This is a genomic window from Marinifilum breve (assembly GCF_003202155.1).
Lineage (GTDB): Bacteria > Bacteroidota > Bacteroidia > Bacteroidales > Marinifilaceae > Marinifilum > Marinifilum breve.
On record NZ_QFLI01000002.1, the window covers coordinates 123,883 to 145,004 of the forward strand.

Consider the following 21,122-nt stretch of genomic DNA (forward strand, 5'->3'; position numbering starts at 1 on the left):
TCAAACTCCTATGATTGAAATTAATCACTAATTTCGGACATTATTAAATCTGACAAATGCTATAAATATTAAACAAATGAAAACATTTAAGTTGTTTTTGACTTTAAGTCTGGCTTTATTCCTAACGAATAGCTTATCAGCTCAAAAGATTTATAATCCTAGTGCTGATGCAAAACAGGATATCACAGAGGCTGTGGCTAAAGCAAAGAAAGAGGGGAAGCATGTTTTAATTCAAGTAGGAGGGAATTGGTGTCCTTGGTGTATTAAAATGCATAAATATCTTCATAGTCAAGAAGAAATCAATAAGCTAATGCGTGATAATTATGTATTTATAGAGGTAAATTACAGCAAAGAAAATAAAAACAAGGAAGTTTTAAAAAATCTTGGTTATCCTCAACGATTTGGTTTTCCTGTAATGTTAGTTCTAAACGCGAATGGAGAGAGAATTCATACTCAAAACACAGGAAATCTGGAAAAAGATAAAGCCTATGATTTCGATAGAGTTAAATCATTTCTTTTCAATTGGCGTCCGGATGCTCTGAATCCAGCTAATTACAAATAAATACTAAAATCTGTTAATATTAGACCAAGAACTCCGATTTTATTTGAATAAAGAAATAAATGTACTTTCTTTGTATCGGATTTATAGGAAAATCTAAAGAATAAAATACTAAAAAAAGATATTATGACTATTGCAAAAGATAAAATGGTATCAGTTATTTACGAATTAAAAACTGATCCAGCTGGTGAAATCATTGAAAAAGCAGTTGCTGAAACTCCTCTAACATTCTTGTGTGGAGCTGGTCAAATGCTTGAAAAATTCGAATCTAACCTAATGGGATTAAAAGTTGGTGAAGCTTTCGAATTTAAATTGGAAACAGCTGAAGCATACGGAGAAGCTTCTGAGCAAGCTGTTATCGACCTTCCAAAAAATATTTTCGAAGTAAACGGAGAGTTTGATGCAGAAATGATTAAAGAAGGAAATGTGGTTCCAATGCAGGATAGTTCAGGTCGTAGAATGAACGGTATCGTATTAGAAGTAGCAGATGCAACTGTTAAAATGGACTTCAATCACCCATTAGCTGGTGATGACTTGTATTTTAAAGGTGAAGTTATCGAAGTAAGAGATGCTACCGACGAAGAAAAACAAGCAGTTTATGCACCACAAGGTGGATGTGATAGCGGAAGTTGTAATGACGGAGGCTGCGGAAGCGGTTGTGGTTGCTAATAGCAATTCAAAAATATACAAAGCCCGAAAGCCAATTGGTTTTCGGGCTTTGTTTTTTTATTTCATAAAACTACCTTTAAAGCTCATTAAAATAATTGCTCTATGTGGAAAAGATTACCCCTTTATGTGAAAATACTAGTAGGAATGGCTTTAGGAATTGTTGCTGGAATGCTTGCTGTTTATTTTGATTTAACCAAATTCACTACAGATTGGATTAAACCATGGGGTGCAATCTTTTTAAACCTCTTAAAATTAATAGCAGTTCCTCTAATATTTGTTTCATTGGTTAAAGGGATTTCAAGTCTTTCCAATATCTCAAAACTCTCACGTATAGGGATAAAAACCATCTCACTTTATGTGATTTCTACAGTTATAGCTGTTAGTTTTGGGCTTTTACTTGTAAATAGTTTTGAACCAGGAAACACCTTCCCAGAACACAAAAAAATAGAGCTACAAGAAAGGTTTGGATCAGACATTAGTCTTAAGAAAAATCAAGCCGACCATATCAAGGAAGAATCTCCTCTTCAATTTTTAGTAGATGTAGTGCCAGACAATTTCTTCAAGGCAGCCACAGACAATACTAAAATGCTTCAAATCATATTCTTTGCCATTTTATTTGGGATCGCAATGGTAATTCTTGAAGAAAAAAAGGTAAGAGCAGTGAAAGATTTCTTTGATGGAATAGATGCTATTATTCTCAAAATTATCGATATCATCATGCTTTTTGCACCTTATGGAGTATTTGCATTGATTGCTGGATTAATTGTTGATTTTTCAGGAGATGTAGATCTTTTTACAGCATTGGGATGGTATGCAATTACGGTCATAGCAGGATTATTGATCATGATATTTTTAATTTATCCTTTATTTTTAAGAATTTTCACCCCAATAAAGTATACTGACTTCTACAAATCCATTTCCCCAGCTCAATTACTAGCATTCTCGACTAGTTCTAGTGCAGCAACGCTTCCTGTAACAATGGAATGTGTTGAAAACAAAATGGGAGTTTCTAACGAAGTTGCAAGTTTTGTCTTGCCTGTTGGCGTTACCATTAATATGGATGGTACTAGTTGTTATCAGGCTATTGCCGCTGTTTTTATTGCTCAGGTATTCGGTGTGCCATTAGATATTTACGATCAGCTTTTAATTGTTGTGACAGCCACCTTGGCTTCAATTGGAACCCCAGGCGTGCCAGGTGGAAGTATAGTAATGCTTATCATCGTTCTCACATCTGTTGGTATTCCTATTGAAGGTTTGGCTTTAATACTTGGTATAGATCGACCTTTAGATATGCTTAGAACGGTTGTAAATGTAACTGGAGATGCCACCGTTTCGACAATTGTTGCTAAAACTGAGGGAAAATTAACCTACCCTCCACAAATAATTGCAGAAAAAGTAAAATCTTAGAACTCCCATAAATAGAGGGAGTTAGGTTTACTGCTGTAATTTTGTTTAAAGTTTAATGTTTTTCTTTGAACAAAAATGAATTGAATTTGTTTCCTTATTGAACCATTAAAAAAAATGACATGAATTTCAGGAATTACAAATTTAGTTTAGGATTATTTCTCCTAATGATCGCAGCAATAGTTAATGTTTCATGCGAAGATGATGACGATGACATGCCGAAGCCAATGCCAATGGAAGAAAATATTGTTGACATTGTGGTAGGTAATAATAACTTCTCAATTTTAGCTGCCGCTCTTACAAAGGCAGATTTAGTAGATGCTTTAAATGCCAATGGACCTTTTACAGTGTTCGGACCAACAAATGCGGCTTTCGAGCAATTATTTATGGATTTGGGAGTTTCAGGTATTGATGATTTGAGCGCCGAAGCCTTAACTCCTATTCTCTTATATCATGTATTGGGAATTCAAGCAAAATCAACGGACTTGTCCAATGGTTATGTAGAAACTCTAAGTACATTTACTCCTGGAGATTATCCAATTAATTTACTTATTAACCTTGATTCTGGAGTAAAATTAAACAATAGCACCAACGTTACCAGTGCCGATGTTATGGCTTCCAATGGTGTAATTCATATTATTGACGAAGTTCTTCTTCCTCCTGATGTTGTTGATATAGCAATCGCAAATGCAACATTCTCACATTTAGTAGATGCAGTTATCAAGTCTGATTTAGTAGATGCACTTAAAGGAGATGGACCATTTACGATTTTTGCACCTACCGATGCTGCTTTTGAAGCTTTATTTACCGATTTGGGGATAAGTGGTATTGAAGATTTATCAGCAGAGGATCTTACGCCGATTCTAACTTATCACGTTGTTTCAGGCAATGTTCGCGCAGCCGATGTTAGCACAGGTACAGTATCAACACTTAATACAGAAGCTGACCTTGAAATTGATGCTGATGGTAGTGGAGTTATAATCAATGGATCAAGTAACGTGATTGCAACTGATGTACAAGGAACTAATGGAGTAATACATGTGATTGATAAGGTTTTAATTCCTGGATCTGAGGAAGAAGAACAATCAATAGCAGATATTGCATCAGCAAATAGCGATTTTTCAAGCCTGGTAGCAGCTCTTGACAAAGCTGGTCTTGTAGAAACAATGGACGGAGAAGGTACATTTACAGTTTTTGCACCAACAAATGAGGCTTTTCAAAATTTATTTACCAATCTGGGTGTTTCAGGAATTGAAGATTTATCCGTTGAGACACTAACTCAAGTTCTACTTTATCATGTTCTTGGCAGTAAGGTAATGTCAACTGATATTGAGGCAGGATATGTGGAAACACTTGCGACTAATAGTCCGGATATGGATCCTGTAATGCTACGTTTAGATACTGATGGTGGAGTGAAGCTAAACAAAGAAACAATGGTAACATCAGCAGATATTGAAGCATTTAATGGTGTTATTCATGTAATTGATAAGGTTTTATTACCTCCTAATGTAGTTGATATCGCAGTTGCTAACGACAGCTTTGAGCATTTGGTAGCGGCTGTAGTAAAAGCTGATCTAGCCGGAACATTAAGTGGAGATGGACCATTTACAATTTTTGCACCAACTGATGCAGCTTTCGAAGCACTTTTTGAAACTTTAGGCGTTGACGGAATTGATGATTTAACTGCAGAAACTTTAACTCCAATTTTGCTTTACCATGTTGTTTCGGGTAATGTAAGATCAGATATGGTATCGACAGGTATGGTAGCTACTTTAAATGAAGGTAATATGCTTGATATTGATACTAGTTCGGGCGTAACGATAAATGGAGATACCAATGTAACCGCAACAGATATCCAGGGAACTAATGGCGTAATTCATGTAATCGATAAGGTTTTATTGCCAGAATAATCTATATATTTCACACTAAAGCCTGCTGTTTTAAGCAGGTTTTAGTTTTTTTCATTAGATTTAATAATTATTAAAAAGAGTAGATTTCGATCTTCTCACCAACTGAAAAATATGAGTAAATATTCCATAAAAGATCTTGAAAAAATAACAGGAGTAAAAGCTCACACCATTAGAATATGGGAGAGAAGATATGGTATCATTCAACCAGAAAGAAGTAAAACCAATATTCGCTCATATTCTGATAGTGACCTTCGTAAGTTACTCAATATTTCCATGCTTAATTCATCAGGAATTAAGATTTCACACCTTGCTAAATTAAGCAGTATTGATCTTGAAGCTAAGATTTTAGAACTATCAAGATCAAATAAAAGTATTGGATTTCATATTGAAAAACTTACTCTTGCAACGATAAATTTTAATGAGGAATTGTTTGAGTCCATACTATCAAAATGTGTACTCGAAAGTGGTATGGAATCTACCATTACGGAAGTCCTTTTTCCATTTTTCGAAAGGATAGGAGTGTTATGGCAAGTTGGTTCAATCAGTCCAGCTCAGGAACACTTTATTTCAAATTTAATTAGACAAAAATTATTTGCATCCATCGATTCTCTTTCAGGAAAATCAGTGCAAGGAGCATCAAAAGTATTAATATACTTGAAAGAAGATGAACTGCATGAAGTTGGGATTCTGTTCTACAATTATATTCTAAGAAGAAATGGATTTAGTACACTTTATCTTGGCCAGGATCTACCATTTAAAGATTTGGTAAGTGCAGTAAATGATTACAATCCCAATTATATTATTAGCTCTTTTATTTCGCCGATTAACCCAGAGGACATCAATGCCTACTTGCTAAATATGGAAAAATCTTTTAAAGATATAGATCTATTGATTACTGGATTACAGCTAAAGCAAGATGGAGTAGAGGTGCCTGATTCCATAAAATTAATTACATCCCCTCAAAAGTTTAAGGAACTACTTCATCTGAAATAAATAAAGATATTTTGGTCTTATTTAGAAAAGATCATATGAAACTCCCCAAAGCCTTACATTTAGAAGAATGTAGGCTTTTTTTATTTAGAATAAGAAGTTGTTATTAAAATCATGTTTAATGACCGATTGATTTTTGTCTAATCTTTTTGTATTTTTATTAGACAAAACAGAAAAAGATACAATCATGACAACAATAGAATTTAATAATACGATCGTTAATTTAGAAGAGCAACTAAGAGTTTATGCTTACCGATTAACCAACAATAGAGAAGATGCATTGGATTTATGTCAGGAAACCGTTTTGAAAGCTTTCATGTATAAAGCAAAATTTAGCCATAACAACCTTAAGGCTTGGCTTTATACAATTATGAAGAATTTGTTCATTAATGCGTATAGAAAGAAGTTAAAGCAACGCGAGTGGATGGCTCATGAGACAAATAACAATCTTGGAAAAGTAAATGTAAGTTTCGACAATCCTTATTCTACACAAAACTATAAGGATATTATGAAGGAACTGGATAAGTTGGAAGAATCTTTACGCACACCTTTTAAAATGTTTTTAGAGGGATTTAAATATCGCGAAATTGCTGAACATGCAAATTTACCAATTGGCACCATTAAAAGTAGAATATTCCAGGGGCGTAAAATATTAGCTGAGCAATTGGCAGACTACTCATAGGCACTATCAAGTTTTATCCATTTTTAAATGATAAATTAATCGGGGTTTATTACCTTTGTTGTCGATCAGAGGGAAAAATCCCGATTTATTCATCAAAAACTATTAAGATGGCCAGTAGAAGACGCTTAAAAAAAGACATTGATTATCTTTGCTTTGAAGTTATTTCAGATTGTTACAACTATAATTACTTGCACCCAGAAAACAGGGAACAGGTAATGGATATCATAAAGGATACTATTATTGCAAGAAATAATTTAATTGCAAGAGTTAACCACCCTGATGGAAAAGATAATCCTAAAATGGTAAAAGCATATTACAAGTCAATTTTTAACGACTTGATTAAGAATGTAGATGAATCATTTACCAGATTAAGCACTTTAATTAAGGAAAAGTAATTTCCAAAATTAGATATTTTAATAGCTTTGCATTTTGCAAAGCTTTTTTTATGCCTACTGAAAAAATCATCTACATTAAAGACATTGGTGAAGTTGCACTAAGAACTGATAAGCGTTTCAAACGGTTATCAATTCGTATGGCCCCAACAAAAGGAATTTGGATAAATGTTCCCAATGGCATTTCAATCGAGGAAGCCATAAAATTCGCTGAAGAAAACAAGGCATGGATAATTCAAGCCAAACGAAAGAAAGATGCTAAGGAAAGTAAGCAAACCATCTTCAATCAGGATACCAAATTTAAAACCAAATACCACGAGTTAAGAATTACTCAAACTGATGCCAAGTCTTATGCTTCGAAACTCAACAATGGCATTCTTGAGGTGATGTATCCAGTAGGAATGGAAATCGTTAATACGGACTTACAGGAATTCATTAGAAAATCAATCATTGAAACCCTTAGGCGCGAAGCAAAATACTATTTGCCTAAAAGGATAGAATTTCTAGCGAAACAACATGGATTTAAATACCATTCTGTTCAAATTAAGAATACCAGAAGCAGATGGGGATCTTGCTCTCATGATAATAAAATCAATTTGAGTTTGCATTTAATGCGTTTGCCTGAAGATTTATCAGATATGGTTATACTTCACGAGCTATGTCATACAGTCGTTAAAAACCATTCCAGCCATTTCTGGGAGCTTTTAGCAAGTCATTGCCCAAATCTTACAGAAAAGAAAAATAGAATCAAGAAACACTCTATAAACATCTTATAAATGAGTAAAGAATTATATATCGTAATAGGACTATGCGTATTTGCCTTTCTTATAGGTAGTCGATTAAAAAAAGCATTAAAAACGCCACAGAATAAATCGAAGCATCAAAAAAAGAAAAATCAGGCCAAAAAGAAGGAATTATCACCAAAGCGAAGAAAACTCCAACGAATATTTACAATCGCAATGTTGGTTTTGGTTTTTGGTCTTTTGATTTTTATGATTCCAGCGTTGTCAAGAGATATTTTAACTTCCAATGGGAGTGTAACTGAAAACCTAATTTTAAGAATTTTAATTGTAGGATTCTCAATTTATATTCTTTTTATGGGATATGTAAAGATAAGAAAGTCGAAATAAGCCTTCTTATCTTACAAATACCCTTTTTCTTCTAGATTATAGCAATGAATATTTTGCTATTTATTCATGCATCCACTTCAATTACTGAACTTTATTGGTAATTCTCACCTCGTTTAAGCTCATTACATTGTAATTTTTGTAAACAATCAGACCATTTGATTGAAAAAATAAAATTGTCAATCCATTTTAAGTAGACAAAATCAATTTTCTTACATATTATTTGTTTACATGATTAAATTACTCTTGTAAACTATAATCGAAATAAAGTTCAATTTGCAAAATTCGCACGTTTACATATGTGATTCGTAATTGTAAATAGAATCAGCTCTTTTTTACCTGGAGTAATGTTTGATCTCAATTGCTTTTTGTATACAGATATCAAATATATTATCTCACTTTAATATAGGTTACAAATCTAATTTCAGTTGATATTTGGGAATGCTTAATTCTGATAACCAGATTCTTATATAGTTACATTGCAGTATTACTTTAATTATTTAGTTTACAAAACTATAAAACTTCGCCGATTAGAATAATAGTTGTAAATTAAATATAGCCATAGTGCTATTATTCAGTTATTTATGCATTTTATTTGATCTAAATATCTAATAGCATTTCAATCAAACAGACCAAACTAGTGTTGATTCTTGTTATATTTCTAATAAATACACTTGTAAACAAACCCTAATAATCTATAATACTGCGCCATAGATCGAAAAATAGCTATACTTAGAGTATTATAGACTCTTTTTGTTTAGATGATGGTTAATGGACTCTATCTATTCTAAGAAGTCTTTTTAAGTCTATACATACAGAAATAAGGAGTTTAACCCATTTAGAAATGTAATCTACAATTGTAATTTAGAAATGTAAGTGCTCAAATTGTCAGTTTACATCGGAAAATTACATAAGTAACGCCAATTTAAATTTCCCGTTTGTTTTTTGTAAATTTTATTTTACCTTTGTATCGACAGACATAGTTAACATCTGTAAAATATCAACCTATGAAAGATAGAATCGTTCAATTAATAAACAGTGAAGGCTTAACATCTTCAAAATTTGCTGATACAATTGGCGTACAACGCTCTAGTATATCTCATATATTATCAGGAAGAAACAAACCAAGTCTTGATTTTGTGCAAAAAATAAGACGTTCCTTCCCTCATGTCAACATAGATTGGGTTATTTTTGGAGAAGGCGAAATGTACACATCACAAGAACCTACTAACCTTTTCGAGAATGAGACTATTCAGTTTGAAAAGGAAGAAGAAACTCCTAATATTACTCCTCAACCACCTAAATTAAAAAAGGAATCGCCTACAAAGCCTGTAAATCAGCCTGAATCCTTCTCAGAAATGAACGTATTCGTTCCTGGTAAGCAAATTGAAAAGGTAGTTGTGTTTTATACTGATAAAACTTTTAGAGAATACAACCCATCTTAAGCATTTTTTGAATTATCTTTGCCTGGATTTATTCTTAACAGATATAATATTGCTAGGCACCATGAAAAAATTAGTACAAGACTTTGAGGTACTACAAAGAAAAGAGCTGAACGATGATCATTTTGTTCTGGATGTAAAGGCCCTAGAGCCACTTCCGGAAATACGTCCAGGACAATTTGTAAACGTTTTGGTTAAAGACTCCAACACAACCTTCCTTAGACGACCATTATCGATCCATTTTGTAGATTATGAGCGAAATACAATTAGCTTGTATATCAAAAAAATTGGAGATGGAACCAAAAAATTGGGTGAGCTTAAAGAAGGTGATTCATTAAATATTGTTTATCCACTGGGTAATCAATATTCCATTCCAAATAATGCCAATACATTACTTGTTGGTGGCGGTTGTGGTGTAGCACCCTTGCTATACCTTGCAAAACACCTAAAAGAAGCAGGTAATAATGTGACTACACTTCTTGGTGTTAGATCAGAAAAAGATGCCGTAGAGCTTGATGCTTATAAAGAATACGGTAATATTCTGGTTACTACAGAAGATGGTTCTTTTGGTGAAAAAGGATACCCAACCCAACATTCTATATTAGAAAAAGAAAAGTTTGATTACGTATTTACATGCGGTCCTGAGCCAATGATGAAGGCTGTTGCGGCTTATTCTGCACAAAATAACATTCCATGTGAGGTTTCGCTTGAAAACACCATGGCATGTGGATTTGGCGCTTGCTTATGCTGCGTAACTGAGACAACAGAAGGTAATAAATGTACTTGTACCGAAGGACCGGTATTCAATATAAACGATCTGAAATGGTAAATTTAGGAGTAAAACTTAAAGATCTAAGCTTAAAAAACCCCGTAATGACTGCCTCTGGAACCTTTGGGTTCGGTGAAGAGTTTGAAGATTTTATCGATTTAAGCAATTTAGGCGGTATTTTGGTAAAAGGTACTACCAGACACCATAGAGAAGGAAATCCTTATCCAAGAATGGCGGAAACGCCTTCAGGAATGCTAAATGCAGTGGGATTACAAAATAAAGGAGTTGAAAATTTCTGCAAAGATATCTATCCACGAATTAAACACTACGATACCAACATCTTAGTTAATGTTTCTGGATCAGTAATTGAAGATTATGTGGAAACAGCTGCTATGATTAACGAGCTGGAACACATTCCTGCAATTGAGCTAAATATCTCATGTCCTAATGTTAAGGAAGGCGGTATGGCATTCGGAACCAGTTGTGCATCGGCTGCTTCAGTGGTTAAAGCGGTTCGCGAGGTTTATAAAAAGCACTTAATGGTGAAACTATCGCCAAATGTTACGGATATTACTGAAATAGCCAAAGCTGTTGAAGCTGAAGGAGCCGATTCAGTATCATTAATCAACACCCTATTGGGTATGGCTATTGATGCTGAAACCAGAAAACCTTTATTATCAACTGTTACTGGAGGTTTATCGGGTCCGGCAGTAAAGCCAGTGGCTCTTAGAATGGTTTGGCAAGTATTTAATGCCGTTAATATTCCTATAGTTGGATTAGGAGGAATAATGAATGCCAAAGATGCTATTGAGTTTATTTTAGCAGGAGCTACTGCAATTCAAATTGGAACAGCGAATTTTATCGATCCACAGGTTACAGAAAAGGTAGTTGTGGGTATCGAAGAATATATGAAGCGCCACAACGTTCAAGATATCAATGATTTAATTGGAGCTTTGCAAATTCAGTAATTCGAACGCAATAATTAAAGAAAAAATTCTTTAATACTAATTTGATGAGTTTACAGGTGTAATTACAAATGTAAACTCATTCTTTTTTTATAAAAATCAATATACATAGTCAATTTATATATTTAATCTTTTTACACTATAATACAGCATGTTACAAGGGCACGGTGATGACGGATACAAATATAAACAAGAAATAAAGGCCAATTTTAGCACGAACATATGGTATGGTGGATATTCAGAGGAATTAAAACAGCACCTAATCAACAATTGGAGTACTATTGACTCCTATCCTGAAGCATCGGCCGAAAGCTTTATTGCTGTATTGGCTAAAGATCTTAATGTTGAAACCGACATGTTATTGGCGGTAAATGGTGCTACTGAAGCTTTTTACTTAATTGCCCAATGCTTTAATAGCAGCAGTTCAACAGTAGTTATACCTACATTTTCGGAATATGAAGATGCCTGTAAAATAAACAATCACAAACTTCATTTTATAAACTGGAAAGACTTGTCCTCTTCTTCCTGTTTCGATACCGATTTAGTTTGGATCTGTAATCCTAATAATCCAACTGGCGAAATTTTATTACAAAAAGATCTGGATCATTTGCTACAGAATCATCCAAATTCAGTTTTTATATTGGATGAAGCCTATATAGATTTCACCGATACAATTTCATCTTCTATAGATTTGATCAAAAAGCATCAAAATCTAATCATAGTTAAATCTCTCACAAAAAACTTCTCAATTCCCGGCCTGAGATTGGGATATTTGATCGCAAACAAGGCATTGGTGCAGAAAATTGAATTCTACAAGGCTCCCTGGACGGTAAATTCACTAGCAATTGAGGCTGGGAAATACCTAATTCAGCACAAAGCAGAAGTTTTGCCTCCTGTAAAACATTATAAATCAAGTACGGAAAAATTCGCTAAAAATTTGGATGAAATTTCAGGCATTAAAATTCATCCTACAAAAACTTCCTATTTTTTGATCGAACTAGAAAAAGGAAACTCTACTGAGCTAAAAAACTACCTAATTTCTGAATTTGGCATCCTGATTCGGGATGCTAAAAATTTTCGTGGCCTAAATTCTTCTTATATTCGCGTGGCAACATTAAACGAAGAAAAAAATCAGTTGCTAATTGATGCATTACAAAAATGGAGCAAATTAAATACATTATAATACCTCTTCTTATTGGATATGTTTTGGATCTAATTTTTGGAGATCCTAGGAAATTACCTCACCCTATAGTTGGATTTGGAAATTCAATTTCGGTCTTAACCAAATGGTTGAACAAAGGAAAGAATCGATTGATTAAAGGTGCAATTATGTGTTTGTTCCTGGCATCATCAGTATTTGCTCTTTTTTATCTATTCTCATACTTATTACTTCAGCTTAATGAATACGCGTATATTATTTTTACGTCGGTATTTGTATTTTATGGATTGGCCAATAAAAGCCTCTTGCAGGAAGGAATTGAAGTGTTTCGTCATCTAAACAGCTTTGGATTAGAAGCAGGACGTAAAAGACTATCATGGATTGTTGGACGTGATACATCCCAACTGTCTGAACAAGAAATCCGTTTGGCTGTATTCGAAACCTTATCAGAGAATTTATCGGATGGTGTTGTTGCACCTCTATTTTATTACGCAATAGGTGGCGTACCAGGAATGATGTGCTACAAAATGATTAATACCATGGATTCTATGATTGGCTACAAAAATGAAAAATACATCTTATTTGGCAGGTTTGCAGCACGTTTGGATGATGTTGTTAACTTTATACCAGCCAGAATTACAGCCTTTTTAATGTCGTTTGTTACATTAAGTTATCGTGGACTAAAATTCATATTTAAATATGGTAAGGCACATACAAGCCCTAATGCAGGATATCCAGAATCAGCATTGGCAGGTATTCTAAACTGTCGATTTGGCGGTCCACATGATTATGGTGGAGTTAGCGTTGATAAGCCTTATATTGGTGAGAATGATAGACTTTTGAAAAATGAAGAAATCAACAAAATCAAATACATAAACCATGCGGTTTGTTTTGTTAGCATTCTAATTATTATAGCCTGCTACTTACCATGGAATAGCCTGTTTTAAAAAAGGGAAAAAATATTCTTGTCGGAATTATAAATTCGTAAATTCACCCTAACAAATAATTCTTATTATAATATTTACATTTAGCTATGATTCATTTAATTACAGGAGGACAAAGATCTGGAAAAAGCAAATTCGCAGAAAAATTGATCTTAAGTAAAACTTCAAATCCTGTGTATATGGCCACGTCAAGGGTTTGGGATGATAATCATAGAAAAAGAATTGAAGCACATAAAGCTCGCAGGGGATCGCAATGGACCAACATCGAAGAAGAAAAGTTCTTAAGTAAGCATGATGTAAATAGCAGAGTGGTCCTACTTGACTGTATCACACTATGGCTCAACAATTTTTTCTTCGATAATGGAGAAGATGATGATAAAACAATTGCTCAAGCCAAGGAAGAGTTGGATAAAATATTCTCACAAGAATGTGATTGGATAATTGTAACCAATGAATTGGGTCTTGGCGGACATCCAGGCAATGATATGGCTATGCGCTTTAATGATATCCAAGGAACCATTAACCAATATATTGCAGGTAAGGCTGATATTGTTAGCATGGTAATATCGGGTATTCCTCTTGAAATAAAAAACACACTTAATATAAACCACTAACTAAACTAACATGAACAAATTTCTTACAATTGGTGTATTGTTATTTACACTAATATGCGTAAACTATTCGTGTAAACGAGTAGAAACCAAAGCTGAACAAAGAATTAAAGTCGGAGTATTCGACAAAAATGGTGATAGCCCATGGTGTATTGCTGATGCTGTTGAAGCTTTAAAAATTGATCCAAAAATTGATTGTGAAGTAATCCGAGCAAGTCAAATTGTATCTGATGAAATTTTTGATTTTGATGCAATTGTATTCCCTGGCGGAAGTGGACGAAGTGAAACCATGAGTCTTGGAGAGTCAGGTATCGAAAGAGTTGTTTCTTTAGTAAAAGATAAAGGCATAGCTGTAGTTGGTATTTGTGCCGGAGCATATATCATGACCAATACACCTAACTATCCAAGCTTAAACCTTACTGGCTATAAGGCTATTGATATTGAGCATGATCATCGTGGACATGGCTTGGCTAAATTCTCTTTAACTGAAGAAGGAGAAAAAATCTTTCCGGAATTAAAAGATCGTGAAATTTCATTCTGTCAGTATTATGAAGGACCAGTTTTGGTTTCTGCCGAAGATGAAATTGAAGAAGGATCATTGGGAACCATGTTGTCTGATGTTCACACTGTTGAAGGAACACCTGCAAATATGACTAACAACAGACCATTTATTGTAGCCAACACGGTAGGAAAAGGTAAAGTAGCTTCATTTGTTGGCCATCCAGAATGTACTCCTGGAATGCGTTGGATGCTTCCTCGTATTGTTCGCTGGGCTACAAATAATGAAATGGTGAAATACCCTAAATCTGTAATGCGACCTGACTTCTTCAAGAATGAAATCATTTATACAAAAGATATTCAGGACCTTCAATCAAAATATTACAAAAACCTTTCAGGATCGAAAGAAGAAAAATTGGAAGCAATTGATAAAGTAATCGAATTGGCTTGTTGGTCTTCTAAGAAATGGATTCCTGGTTTGTTACGTGATAAAGATGCTGACGTAAGAAGTAAAGCTTCAATTGCATTGGTAAAATTGGAAAGAACAGACGCATTGGCTGATCTGGAAGTAGCATTCGCTAATGAAACTAATGATGATTGTAAAGTTCAGTTGGAGAAGAGCTTAACTGAATTAAAAAATATTCTTGGTAAAAATAGAAATTAACAGATGATTGAATTTAAAATTGATTCTTTATCAGATAATTTAAATAAAGAATTACAGGAGAAGATTGATACGAAAACCAAACCTATTGGTTCGTTGGGAATGTTGGAAAAAATTGCTTTCCAGCTAGGGAAAATTCAAAATAGCCTGAATCCTACAATTAACAATCCTAATGTGGTTGTATTTGCTGGAGATCATGGTATTGCTGATGATGGAGTTAGTTTTTATCCAAAATCTGTTAGCTATCAAATGCTATACAATTATATGGAAGGTGGCGCAGCATCAACTGTATTTGCCAAACAACATGGTATCAAATTTAATGTAGTTGATGCGGGTGTTGATCATGACTTTGATCCAAGCCTTCCTATAATTAATAGAAAGTTGGCCTACGGTACTAAAAATTACCGACTGGAACCAGCTATGACTAAAGAACAATGCCTCGAAGGAATTAAACGAGGTGCCGAGGTAATTGAAGAAATTCACCAAAATGGTTGCAACTTCATAATTTTCGGTGAAAAAGGAATTGGAAACACTTCATCAGCTTCACTAATACTTAGCCTTTTAGGTGATATTTCTTTGGAGGAGTGTGTTGGCAGAGGTACCGGATTAGATAAAGAAGGTGTGAAGAGTAAATTCGATCTTTTAAACGAAGGCCTTTCAAAATACAATCAATCAAAGGATCCAATTGATGTGCTTACTCACTTTGGAGGATTTGAGATTGTGATGATTGTTGGGGCCATGTTAAAAGCTGCCGAACTAAAAATGACACTTTTAATTGATGGATTCATCATTACATCGGCATTACTGGCAGCATTTAAAATCAATCCTAAGGTTAAGGATTATTGCTTATTTGCACATAAATCGAATGAACAAGCTCACATTAAAATGCTAAACATCATGGGTGGCGAACCAATTCTTGATATTAGTATGCGTTTGGGCGAAGCAACCGGAGCAATGGTTTGTTTTCCTTTAATAAAGAGTGCAGCTCAATTCATGAACGAGATGGCTTCCTTTCAGGATGCTGGCGTTAGCGAAGCAACAGAAGAAATATAAACCAGATTAAACTCAATTTCAATATGAATTTCGATATAAAAACTCCAAACAAAGAGTTGATTGAACAACTTCAACACAAAATTGATTTTAAAACCAAACCAATTGGTTCGCTAGGAATGTTGGAACAATTGGCTGTTAAGATAGGTTGCATTCAAAACACCTTATCCCCAGATTTAAAACAACCTACAATAATGGTTTTTGCTGGTGATCATGGCATAGCATTGGATGGCGTTAGCCCTTATCCACAAGAAGTAACCTGGCAAATGGTTGCCAACTTTATGGCTGGAGGAGCTGCTATCAATGTATTTGGTCGTCAGAATGGTATTGATATAAAAATCGTTGATGCAGGTGTAAATTACGATTTCGACAAAGAGTGGAATGTAATTGATGCCAAAATTGCCCATGGAACCAAATCGTACCTTAATGGTGCCGCGATGACTGCAGAACAATTTCAACTAGCCATTAAAAGGGGAGCTGATTTGGTTGTACAAGCTCATAAAGGTGGAACCAATATCATTGGTTTTGGTGAAATGGGTATTGCAAACACCTCTTCTGCAGCTGTTTTGTTGCATTTGTTGGCTGATGTAGATTTAAAGGAGTGTGTTGGCCGAGGAACCGGATGGGATGATGAAGGCTTGAAAAGAAAATATGAAATCTTAAAATCAGCTGTTGAGAACTATAAAGGTGATTCAACAATTGAAAATATATTCGCTCACTTTGGTGGATTTGAGATCGTAATGATTACAGGAGCAATGCTAAAGGCTGCCGAACTGAAAATGGTCATCATGGTAGACGGATTCATCATTACATCAGCACTTTTGGCTGCATCTAAAATGAATCCTAAAGTGTTAGAATATTGTATTTTTACGCACAAATCGAACGAAAATGGGCACAAGCATATGCTGGCACATTTAAATGCCAATCCAATTTTAGATTTGGGCATGCGATTGGGCGAAGGAACCGGAGCTGCTGTAGCTTATCCAATTATCGAATCAGCAGTTAACTTCTTGAATCAAATGGCTAGTTTCGAGGATGCTGGCGTAAGCAATAGCGATAAAGTCATTAATGAATAATATCAGTCTAAAGCTTAGAAAAACATGAAACGCGAATTCAATATTTTCTTTACAGGATTATCCTTTTTCACAAGAATTCCATTTCCAAGATGGGTCGATTTTAAAAAGGAATATCAGCACGAAGCCATAAAATATTTTCCTATTGCTGGCCTAATAATTGGTGGAGTGGCGGCTCTTGTTTTTTATGTGAGTTACATCCTTTTACCCTTTAATTTAGCAGTGATATTGAGCATGGTAGCAACAGCCTTGCTAACCGGAGCTTTACACGAAGATGGTTTTATGGATGTATGCGACGGATTTGGTGGCGGTTGGACCAAAGAAAGAATCCTGGAAATTATGAAGGATTCCTTGATTGGTGCATTTGGCGTTACGGGAATCATCTTCCTGATATTGACAAAGTTTTATTGCCAGTTTTCCATATCGGCAAACCAATTGCCTTGGATTTTAATTGCAGCACATTCAACAACACGTATGGCAGCAGCCACTTTGGTAAACACACACCAATATGCGAGAGTTGAAAATTCTAAAGCAAAAGACTATTCGCAGAAACTAAGCATTGGTAATTTTATATTTATGGTATTAACAGGAATTTTGCCTTTGGCTCTTTTAGGAACTGCTAAATTTTTCCTGATTATAATTCCTGTATATCTTTGCAAGTTCTTATTAGGAAGATATTACAACAAGTGGATAAACGGATATACAGGCGATTGCATTGGTGCAACACAACAGGTTTGCGAAATTGTCTTCTACCTATCTTATTTATCACTTTTAAACTATTAAAATATAACTTTTTAGCAAGTCAAAGGGTGACTAGTACTTATTTTTCAAATCAGTCACCCCTTGACTGTTGAAATCCAAACACACTAATTCGAATAATTTTATAAAATGGAAATATACCTTATAAGACATACAGCAGTAGCAGTAGAACAAGGAGTTTGCTACGGACAAAAAGATGTTGATTTGGCCGAAACATATCCTGAAGAGTTTGAAGCTGTTAAGAAAAAACTTGATGGAGTGGAGTTTGATAAAATTTATACAAGTCCACTTTCAAGAGCAAAAAAACTAGCCAACGATATTTATCCTGATCAAGCAGAAGAAGAAAAAAGACTAATGGAATTGCACTTTGGAGATTGGGAAGGAAAAGTTTGGGACGAAATTAAAGATCCGTTCCTTGAGAAATGGATGGAAGATTTCGTAAATCTTAAATGCTCTAATGGTGAGTCGTTTGTAATGCTTCGCGATCGTGTTTTGGAATTTTGGAATGAATTGAAAGCACAGGATCACAATAAAGTTGCAGTATTTACTCATGGTGGTGTAATTCGAACCATTCAGGCAATCGAAAAGAACATCAAGTTGGAAGATTCATTTAATATCGAAACACCAGCATTTGGTGAGGTGGTTGTATTATATGTATAAGTTTCTTTCGATAGTATAAGCTTAAGCAGAGCCAATTAGGTTCTGCTTTTTTTGTGGATTTTTTTGGTCCACTTTAATGAACAAGCTCCTCGAAAACAAAAAAACACCCTTTACACTCATGCAAAGAGTATTTTCTTTTGGTAAAACATGCTTTGCACGCATGAGAAGCATATTTTTTTGGAGATCAACAAGCAATGCAAGCATGTGCAAATCATTTTTTTCTGGTGGAACATTCTTTGCAAGCATGTGAAGTATATTTTTTTTGCGTAAAATAAACTTTGCATGCATGAGATGCATATTTCTCTGCAATAAAATGTGCATTGCAAGCTTGCAATGCATGTTTTCCTAAAATTAAGCTGCTTCCGCAGTATAATGGTATTTAGAGGGTTTCTGATTGCCCCAACAACCTTTCTCTAATCAACGATCATTTTAGTTTTAAATTTGCCAGCACAAAATAAAATACTATTTTAGCAAACTGGAATTAACAATAATTCAACATGAAACAACTGTTTATTTCTTTGATTTGCTTGCTTTTAATGTGTATATCATGTACAGAACGTGTGGTATTCACGCATGAGAAGGTTACGCCGGAATATGCAGAGATTGTAAGCAAAGACGATGTGCGTGGCTTTGCGGATACACTCATTACTCCTTATATATATACCAAAGTAATCTCCTTACGAATGCTTCCTGTAAAAGAGAAAAAGCAGAAGTTTGTGGAAATGTTATTGCCATCGGTACTATTGGCTCAACACAATTTAAATCAGAAAATTAAGCGAGTAGAACACATTGAAACCTGGCTTACACAGCATCCTAATTACATTGAAAGCGATAGTATTTTCCTTTTTCAATTGTTCGAGCAATACAAATGTTCCGAAATATCAGAATTGAAGAATAGGTTAAAACCACATCCTGCCAGTATTGTTCTTGGACAAGCCGCTTTGGAATCAGGTTGGGGGTCATCCAGGTTTTTTCAGGAAGGTAATAATGTATTTGGCATATGGTCGTACAACAAAGGAGAGAACAGAATTAAAGCCTTGGTAGGAAGAGATTCTACTCATATCTATGTGCGCAAATATTCTAGCATAGAAGAGTCGGTAAATGATTATTATCAGACCATTGCAAGGGTTCGTGCCTACAAAGAATTTCGATTAGAGAGATCGAATACCGACGACCCTTGTAAATTGGTACCATTATTGCATCGCTATTCGGAGATTGGAGAGGCATATACGAAAAAACTCAATAGCCTGATAACGAACAATAAGCTTACTCAATACGACAATTATACGATTGATGATAAGTATTTACAGAAAGAAACCATTGAATTGGCTCAATTAAATAAATTTCCTCTAAACAATCTTTATTGAAGAATATTTTTGTGTTAATTCTATTTGAATTTTCTCTGAAATCGTTATTTTTAGGCTTGTTTTGACAGAAAAATATAAAATCAAATAATCATAAAATTCAAAGTATGAAAAAGTTAATTTTATTTATCGCAGTATGTTTTTGTGCCACAAGCTTATTCGCACAATCGGCTGCTCAACTAAAAAATGAAGGTAATGCTGCAGTAAAATCGAAAGATTACAAAACTGCACTTGAAAAATATGAAGCATTTTTAGGAGCTGAAGATACATTCGAAGATCCTGCATTGGTTTTTAATGCTGCTTACTGTGCAAATAAATTGAAAGATTACGCTAAAGCTGAAAAATACTTTGCTCAATCTGTTTCAAACAACTATAAACTTTCAAAATCATACCAATATCTTGCTTCAGTACAAAAGAAGCAAAAGAAAATGGACGAAATGGTTGCTACATTGAAAAAAGGTATCGAAGCAATTCCTACTAAAAATTCAAAATTAATTGCAACTCTTTCAAAGCACTACCTAGTTTCAGGTCAAAAAGCTCAAAAAGCAAACAAAATGGATGCTGCTGAAGATCTTTACAAAAAAGCTAGCGAAAGCAAATCAAAATATCAGGCTGATGCTTTAATCGGTTTAGGTATGTTGTATTTCAACCAAGGTGCTACTATCATGCAAAAAGCAAATCCAATTGCTAACAAAGAACCAGAAAAGTTCAAAGCTGAATCAGCAAAAGCTCAAGGTTTATACAAAAAAGCAATGGCTGAGTTAACTAAAGCAAAAGCATTGGCTCCAACAAGAGAAGATCTTTTACAAACAATGGCTACTGTAAAAAAAGAAATCAAGTAATTTCTTAGAAATAATATAAATTGAAAGGGATACTCAAAATTGAGTATCCCTTTTTGTTTTCTTTCGTATAGGAAATTGTATTTTCATGCCATCCGAATATGAGATTAAATTACAAGCACATTCAAAAGATTCTTTTCAAGGGTATTCTACTCTTGGCGGTTTGTGTGTTGTCATTTTCGGTATATGCGAGCAATGAATTAAAAGGCAAATTCAATTTACACTCCGTAAATCTGGTTCAAAAATCAATCGACGTAAGCAAATCAGATGAAACACTTTATTTTTCATTAAGAGCTTATTCTTTACAGGGATTAAATAAGGTTGACATATACTTCGAATCTCCATCGGGAAAGGAAATCATTCAAACCACTTGTGAGAACAGGAAAAAAACCAAAGTTGGAATGCTTTTGGGTCGAATCTTGTTTAAAAAGAAATCGGAAAGTGGTGAATGGAAAATTAATAAGATTGTTGTAGAAGATATGGAAGGCAATAGCCACACTTACGACAAGAAGTTCTTAGCTGAAAATAAGTTTACTCACTCTTTGCTAATCAAAAGCAAAAAATAGCTTTGGGATTCCCGTATATTCAAGAAAAA

Annotated in this window: 24 protein-coding genes; 23 read left to right on the forward strand and 1 reads right to left on the reverse strand. The window is 34.4% G+C overall.

Annotation, left to right across the window (positions count from 1 at the left end; translation table 11 throughout):
* Nucleotides 1–76: 76 nt before the first annotated feature.
* The 20 genes from DF185_RS04530 to cobC all read left to right on the forward strand — a co-directional run bounded on the left by DF185_RS04530 (nt 77) and on the right by cobC (nt 18,324).
* Nucleotides 77–562: a thioredoxin family protein gene (locus DF185_RS04530; protein ID WP_110359555.1), complete on the forward strand. Its 486-nt coding sequence runs from the start codon at nt 77–79 to the stop codon at nt 560–562.
* A 123-nt stretch (nt 563–685) separates the two neighbouring features.
* Nucleotides 686–1,228, forward strand: a complete 543-nt coding sequence (locus DF185_RS04535) for an FKBP-type peptidyl-prolyl cis-trans isomerase (protein WP_110359556.1) — start codon at nt 686–688, stop codon at nt 1,226–1,228.
* A gap of 102 nt (nt 1,229–1,330) precedes the next feature.
* The gene (locus DF185_RS04540) at nt 1,331–2,635 is read left to right on the forward strand and encodes a dicarboxylate/amino acid:cation symporter (RefSeq protein ID WP_110359557.1); all 1,305 of its coding nucleotides are present in this window, start codon (nt 1,331–1,333) and stop codon (nt 2,633–2,635) included.
* Nucleotides 2,636–2,754: 119 nt separating this feature from the next.
* A complete protein-coding gene (locus tag DF185_RS04545) occupies nt 2,755–4,542 on the forward strand; it encodes a fasciclin domain-containing protein (protein ID WP_110359558.1) in 1,788 nt (595 codons plus the stop codon).
* A gap of 111 nt (nt 4,543–4,653) precedes the next feature.
* Complete coding sequence (locus DF185_RS04550) at nt 4,654–5,535, forward strand: MerR family transcriptional regulator (RefSeq protein WP_110359559.1); 882 nt, start codon at nt 4,654–4,656, stop codon at nt 5,533–5,535.
* A gap of 184 nt (nt 5,536–5,719) precedes the next feature.
* Nucleotides 5,720–6,214, forward strand: coding sequence for an RNA polymerase sigma factor (locus tag DF185_RS04555; RefSeq protein ID WP_110359560.1), 495 nt, complete (start codon nt 5,720–5,722; stop codon nt 6,212–6,214).
* Nucleotides 6,215–6,321: 107 nt separating this feature from the next.
* On the forward strand, nt 6,322–6,609 hold the full coding sequence (locus tag DF185_RS04560) for a hypothetical protein (protein WP_110359561.1): 288 nt from the start codon (nt 6,322–6,324) through the stop codon (nt 6,607–6,609).
* Nucleotides 6,610–6,659: 50 nt separating this feature from the next.
* Nucleotides 6,660–7,382 (forward strand): M48 family metallopeptidase, encoded by a 723-nt coding sequence (locus DF185_RS04565; RefSeq protein WP_110359562.1) that lies wholly within the window; start codon nt 6,660–6,662, stop codon nt 7,380–7,382.
* Nucleotides 7,383–7,736: a hypothetical protein gene (locus tag DF185_RS04570; RefSeq protein WP_110359563.1), complete on the forward strand. Its 354-nt coding sequence runs from the start codon at nt 7,383–7,385 to the stop codon at nt 7,734–7,736.
* 1,004 nt (nt 7,737–8,740) lie between these two features.
* Nucleotides 8,741–9,178, forward strand: coding sequence for a helix-turn-helix transcriptional regulator (locus tag DF185_RS04575; RefSeq protein ID WP_110359564.1), 438 nt, complete (start codon nt 8,741–8,743; stop codon nt 9,176–9,178).
* 61 nt (nt 9,179–9,239) lie between these two features.
* Nucleotides 9,240–10,004, forward strand: coding sequence for a dihydroorotate dehydrogenase electron transfer subunit (locus tag DF185_RS04580; protein WP_110359565.1), 765 nt, complete (start codon nt 9,240–9,242; stop codon nt 10,002–10,004).
* Complete coding sequence (locus DF185_RS04585) at nt 9,998–10,912, forward strand: dihydroorotate dehydrogenase (protein WP_110359566.1); 915 nt, start codon at nt 9,998–10,000, stop codon at nt 10,910–10,912. The genes DF185_RS04580 and DF185_RS04585 overlap by 7 nt, the downstream gene beginning before the upstream one ends.
* Nucleotides 10,913–11,060: 148 nt before the next feature.
* Nucleotides 11,061–12,092: a pyridoxal phosphate-dependent aminotransferase gene (locus DF185_RS04590; RefSeq protein WP_110359567.1), complete on the forward strand. Its 1,032-nt coding sequence runs from the start codon at nt 11,061–11,063 to the stop codon at nt 12,090–12,092.
* The gene (gene cbiB / locus DF185_RS04595) at nt 12,068–13,015 is read left to right on the forward strand and encodes an adenosylcobinamide-phosphate synthase CbiB (RefSeq protein WP_110359568.1); all 948 of its coding nucleotides are present in this window, start codon (nt 12,068–12,070) and stop codon (nt 13,013–13,015) included. Before DF185_RS04590 ends, cbiB begins: the two co-directional genes overlap by 25 nt.
* Nucleotides 13,016–13,101: 86 nt before the next feature.
* Entirely contained in the window at nt 13,102–13,626 is a 525-nt protein-coding gene (locus DF185_RS04600) for a bifunctional adenosylcobinamide kinase/adenosylcobinamide-phosphate guanylyltransferase (RefSeq protein ID WP_110359569.1), read from the forward strand.
* Between the two features lie 10 nt (nt 13,627–13,636).
* Nucleotides 13,637–14,785, forward strand: coding sequence for a BPL-N domain-containing protein (locus DF185_RS04605; protein ID WP_110359570.1), 1,149 nt, complete (start codon nt 13,637–13,639; stop codon nt 14,783–14,785).
* A 3-nt stretch (nt 14,786–14,788) separates the two neighbouring features.
* Nucleotides 14,789–15,835: a nicotinate-nucleotide--dimethylbenzimidazole phosphoribosyltransferase gene (gene cobT / locus DF185_RS04610; RefSeq protein ID WP_110359571.1), complete on the forward strand. Its 1,047-nt coding sequence runs from the start codon at nt 14,789–14,791 to the stop codon at nt 15,833–15,835.
* A gap of 23 nt (nt 15,836–15,858) precedes the next feature.
* Nucleotides 15,859–16,908, forward strand: coding sequence for a nicotinate-nucleotide--dimethylbenzimidazole phosphoribosyltransferase (cobT, locus tag DF185_RS04615; protein ID WP_110359572.1), 1,050 nt, complete (start codon nt 15,859–15,861; stop codon nt 16,906–16,908).
* 24 nt (nt 16,909–16,932) lie between these two features.
* The gene (locus DF185_RS04620; protein WP_110359573.1) at nt 16,933–17,688 is read left to right on the forward strand and encodes an adenosylcobinamide-GDP ribazoletransferase; all 756 of its coding nucleotides are present in this window, start codon (nt 16,933–16,935) and stop codon (nt 17,686–17,688) included.
* A gap of 105 nt (nt 17,689–17,793) precedes the next feature.
* Nucleotides 17,794–18,324 (forward strand): alpha-ribazole phosphatase, encoded by a 531-nt coding sequence (cobC, locus tag DF185_RS04625; protein ID WP_110359574.1) that lies wholly within the window; start codon nt 17,794–17,796, stop codon nt 18,322–18,324.
* Between the two features lie 21 nt (nt 18,325–18,345).
* On the opposite strand, the gene DF185_RS04630 is transcribed toward cobC, so the two are convergent.
* Nucleotides 18,346–18,612, reverse strand: coding sequence for a hypothetical protein (locus DF185_RS04630; protein ID WP_110359575.1), 267 nt, complete (start codon nt 18,610–18,612; stop codon nt 18,346–18,348).
* A gap of 209 nt (nt 18,613–18,821) precedes the next feature.
* On the opposite strand from DF185_RS04630, the gene DF185_RS04635 reads away from it, so the two are divergent.
* The 3 genes from DF185_RS04635 (at nt 18,822) to DF185_RS04645 (ending at nt 21,093) form a co-directional block, all read left to right on the forward strand.
* On the forward strand, nt 18,822–19,691 hold the full coding sequence (locus DF185_RS04635) for a glucosaminidase domain-containing protein (protein WP_110359576.1): 870 nt from the start codon (nt 18,822–18,824) through the stop codon (nt 19,689–19,691).
* Between the two features lie 104 nt (nt 19,692–19,795).
* Nucleotides 19,796–20,530: a tetratricopeptide repeat protein gene (locus tag DF185_RS04640; RefSeq protein WP_110359577.1), complete on the forward strand. Its 735-nt coding sequence runs from the start codon at nt 19,796–19,798 to the stop codon at nt 20,528–20,530.
* Between the two features lie 98 nt (nt 20,531–20,628).
* Nucleotides 20,629–21,093 (forward strand): hypothetical protein, encoded by a 465-nt coding sequence (locus DF185_RS04645; protein ID WP_110359578.1) that lies wholly within the window; start codon nt 20,629–20,631, stop codon nt 21,091–21,093.
* Nucleotides 21,094–21,122 lie beyond the last annotated feature (29 nt).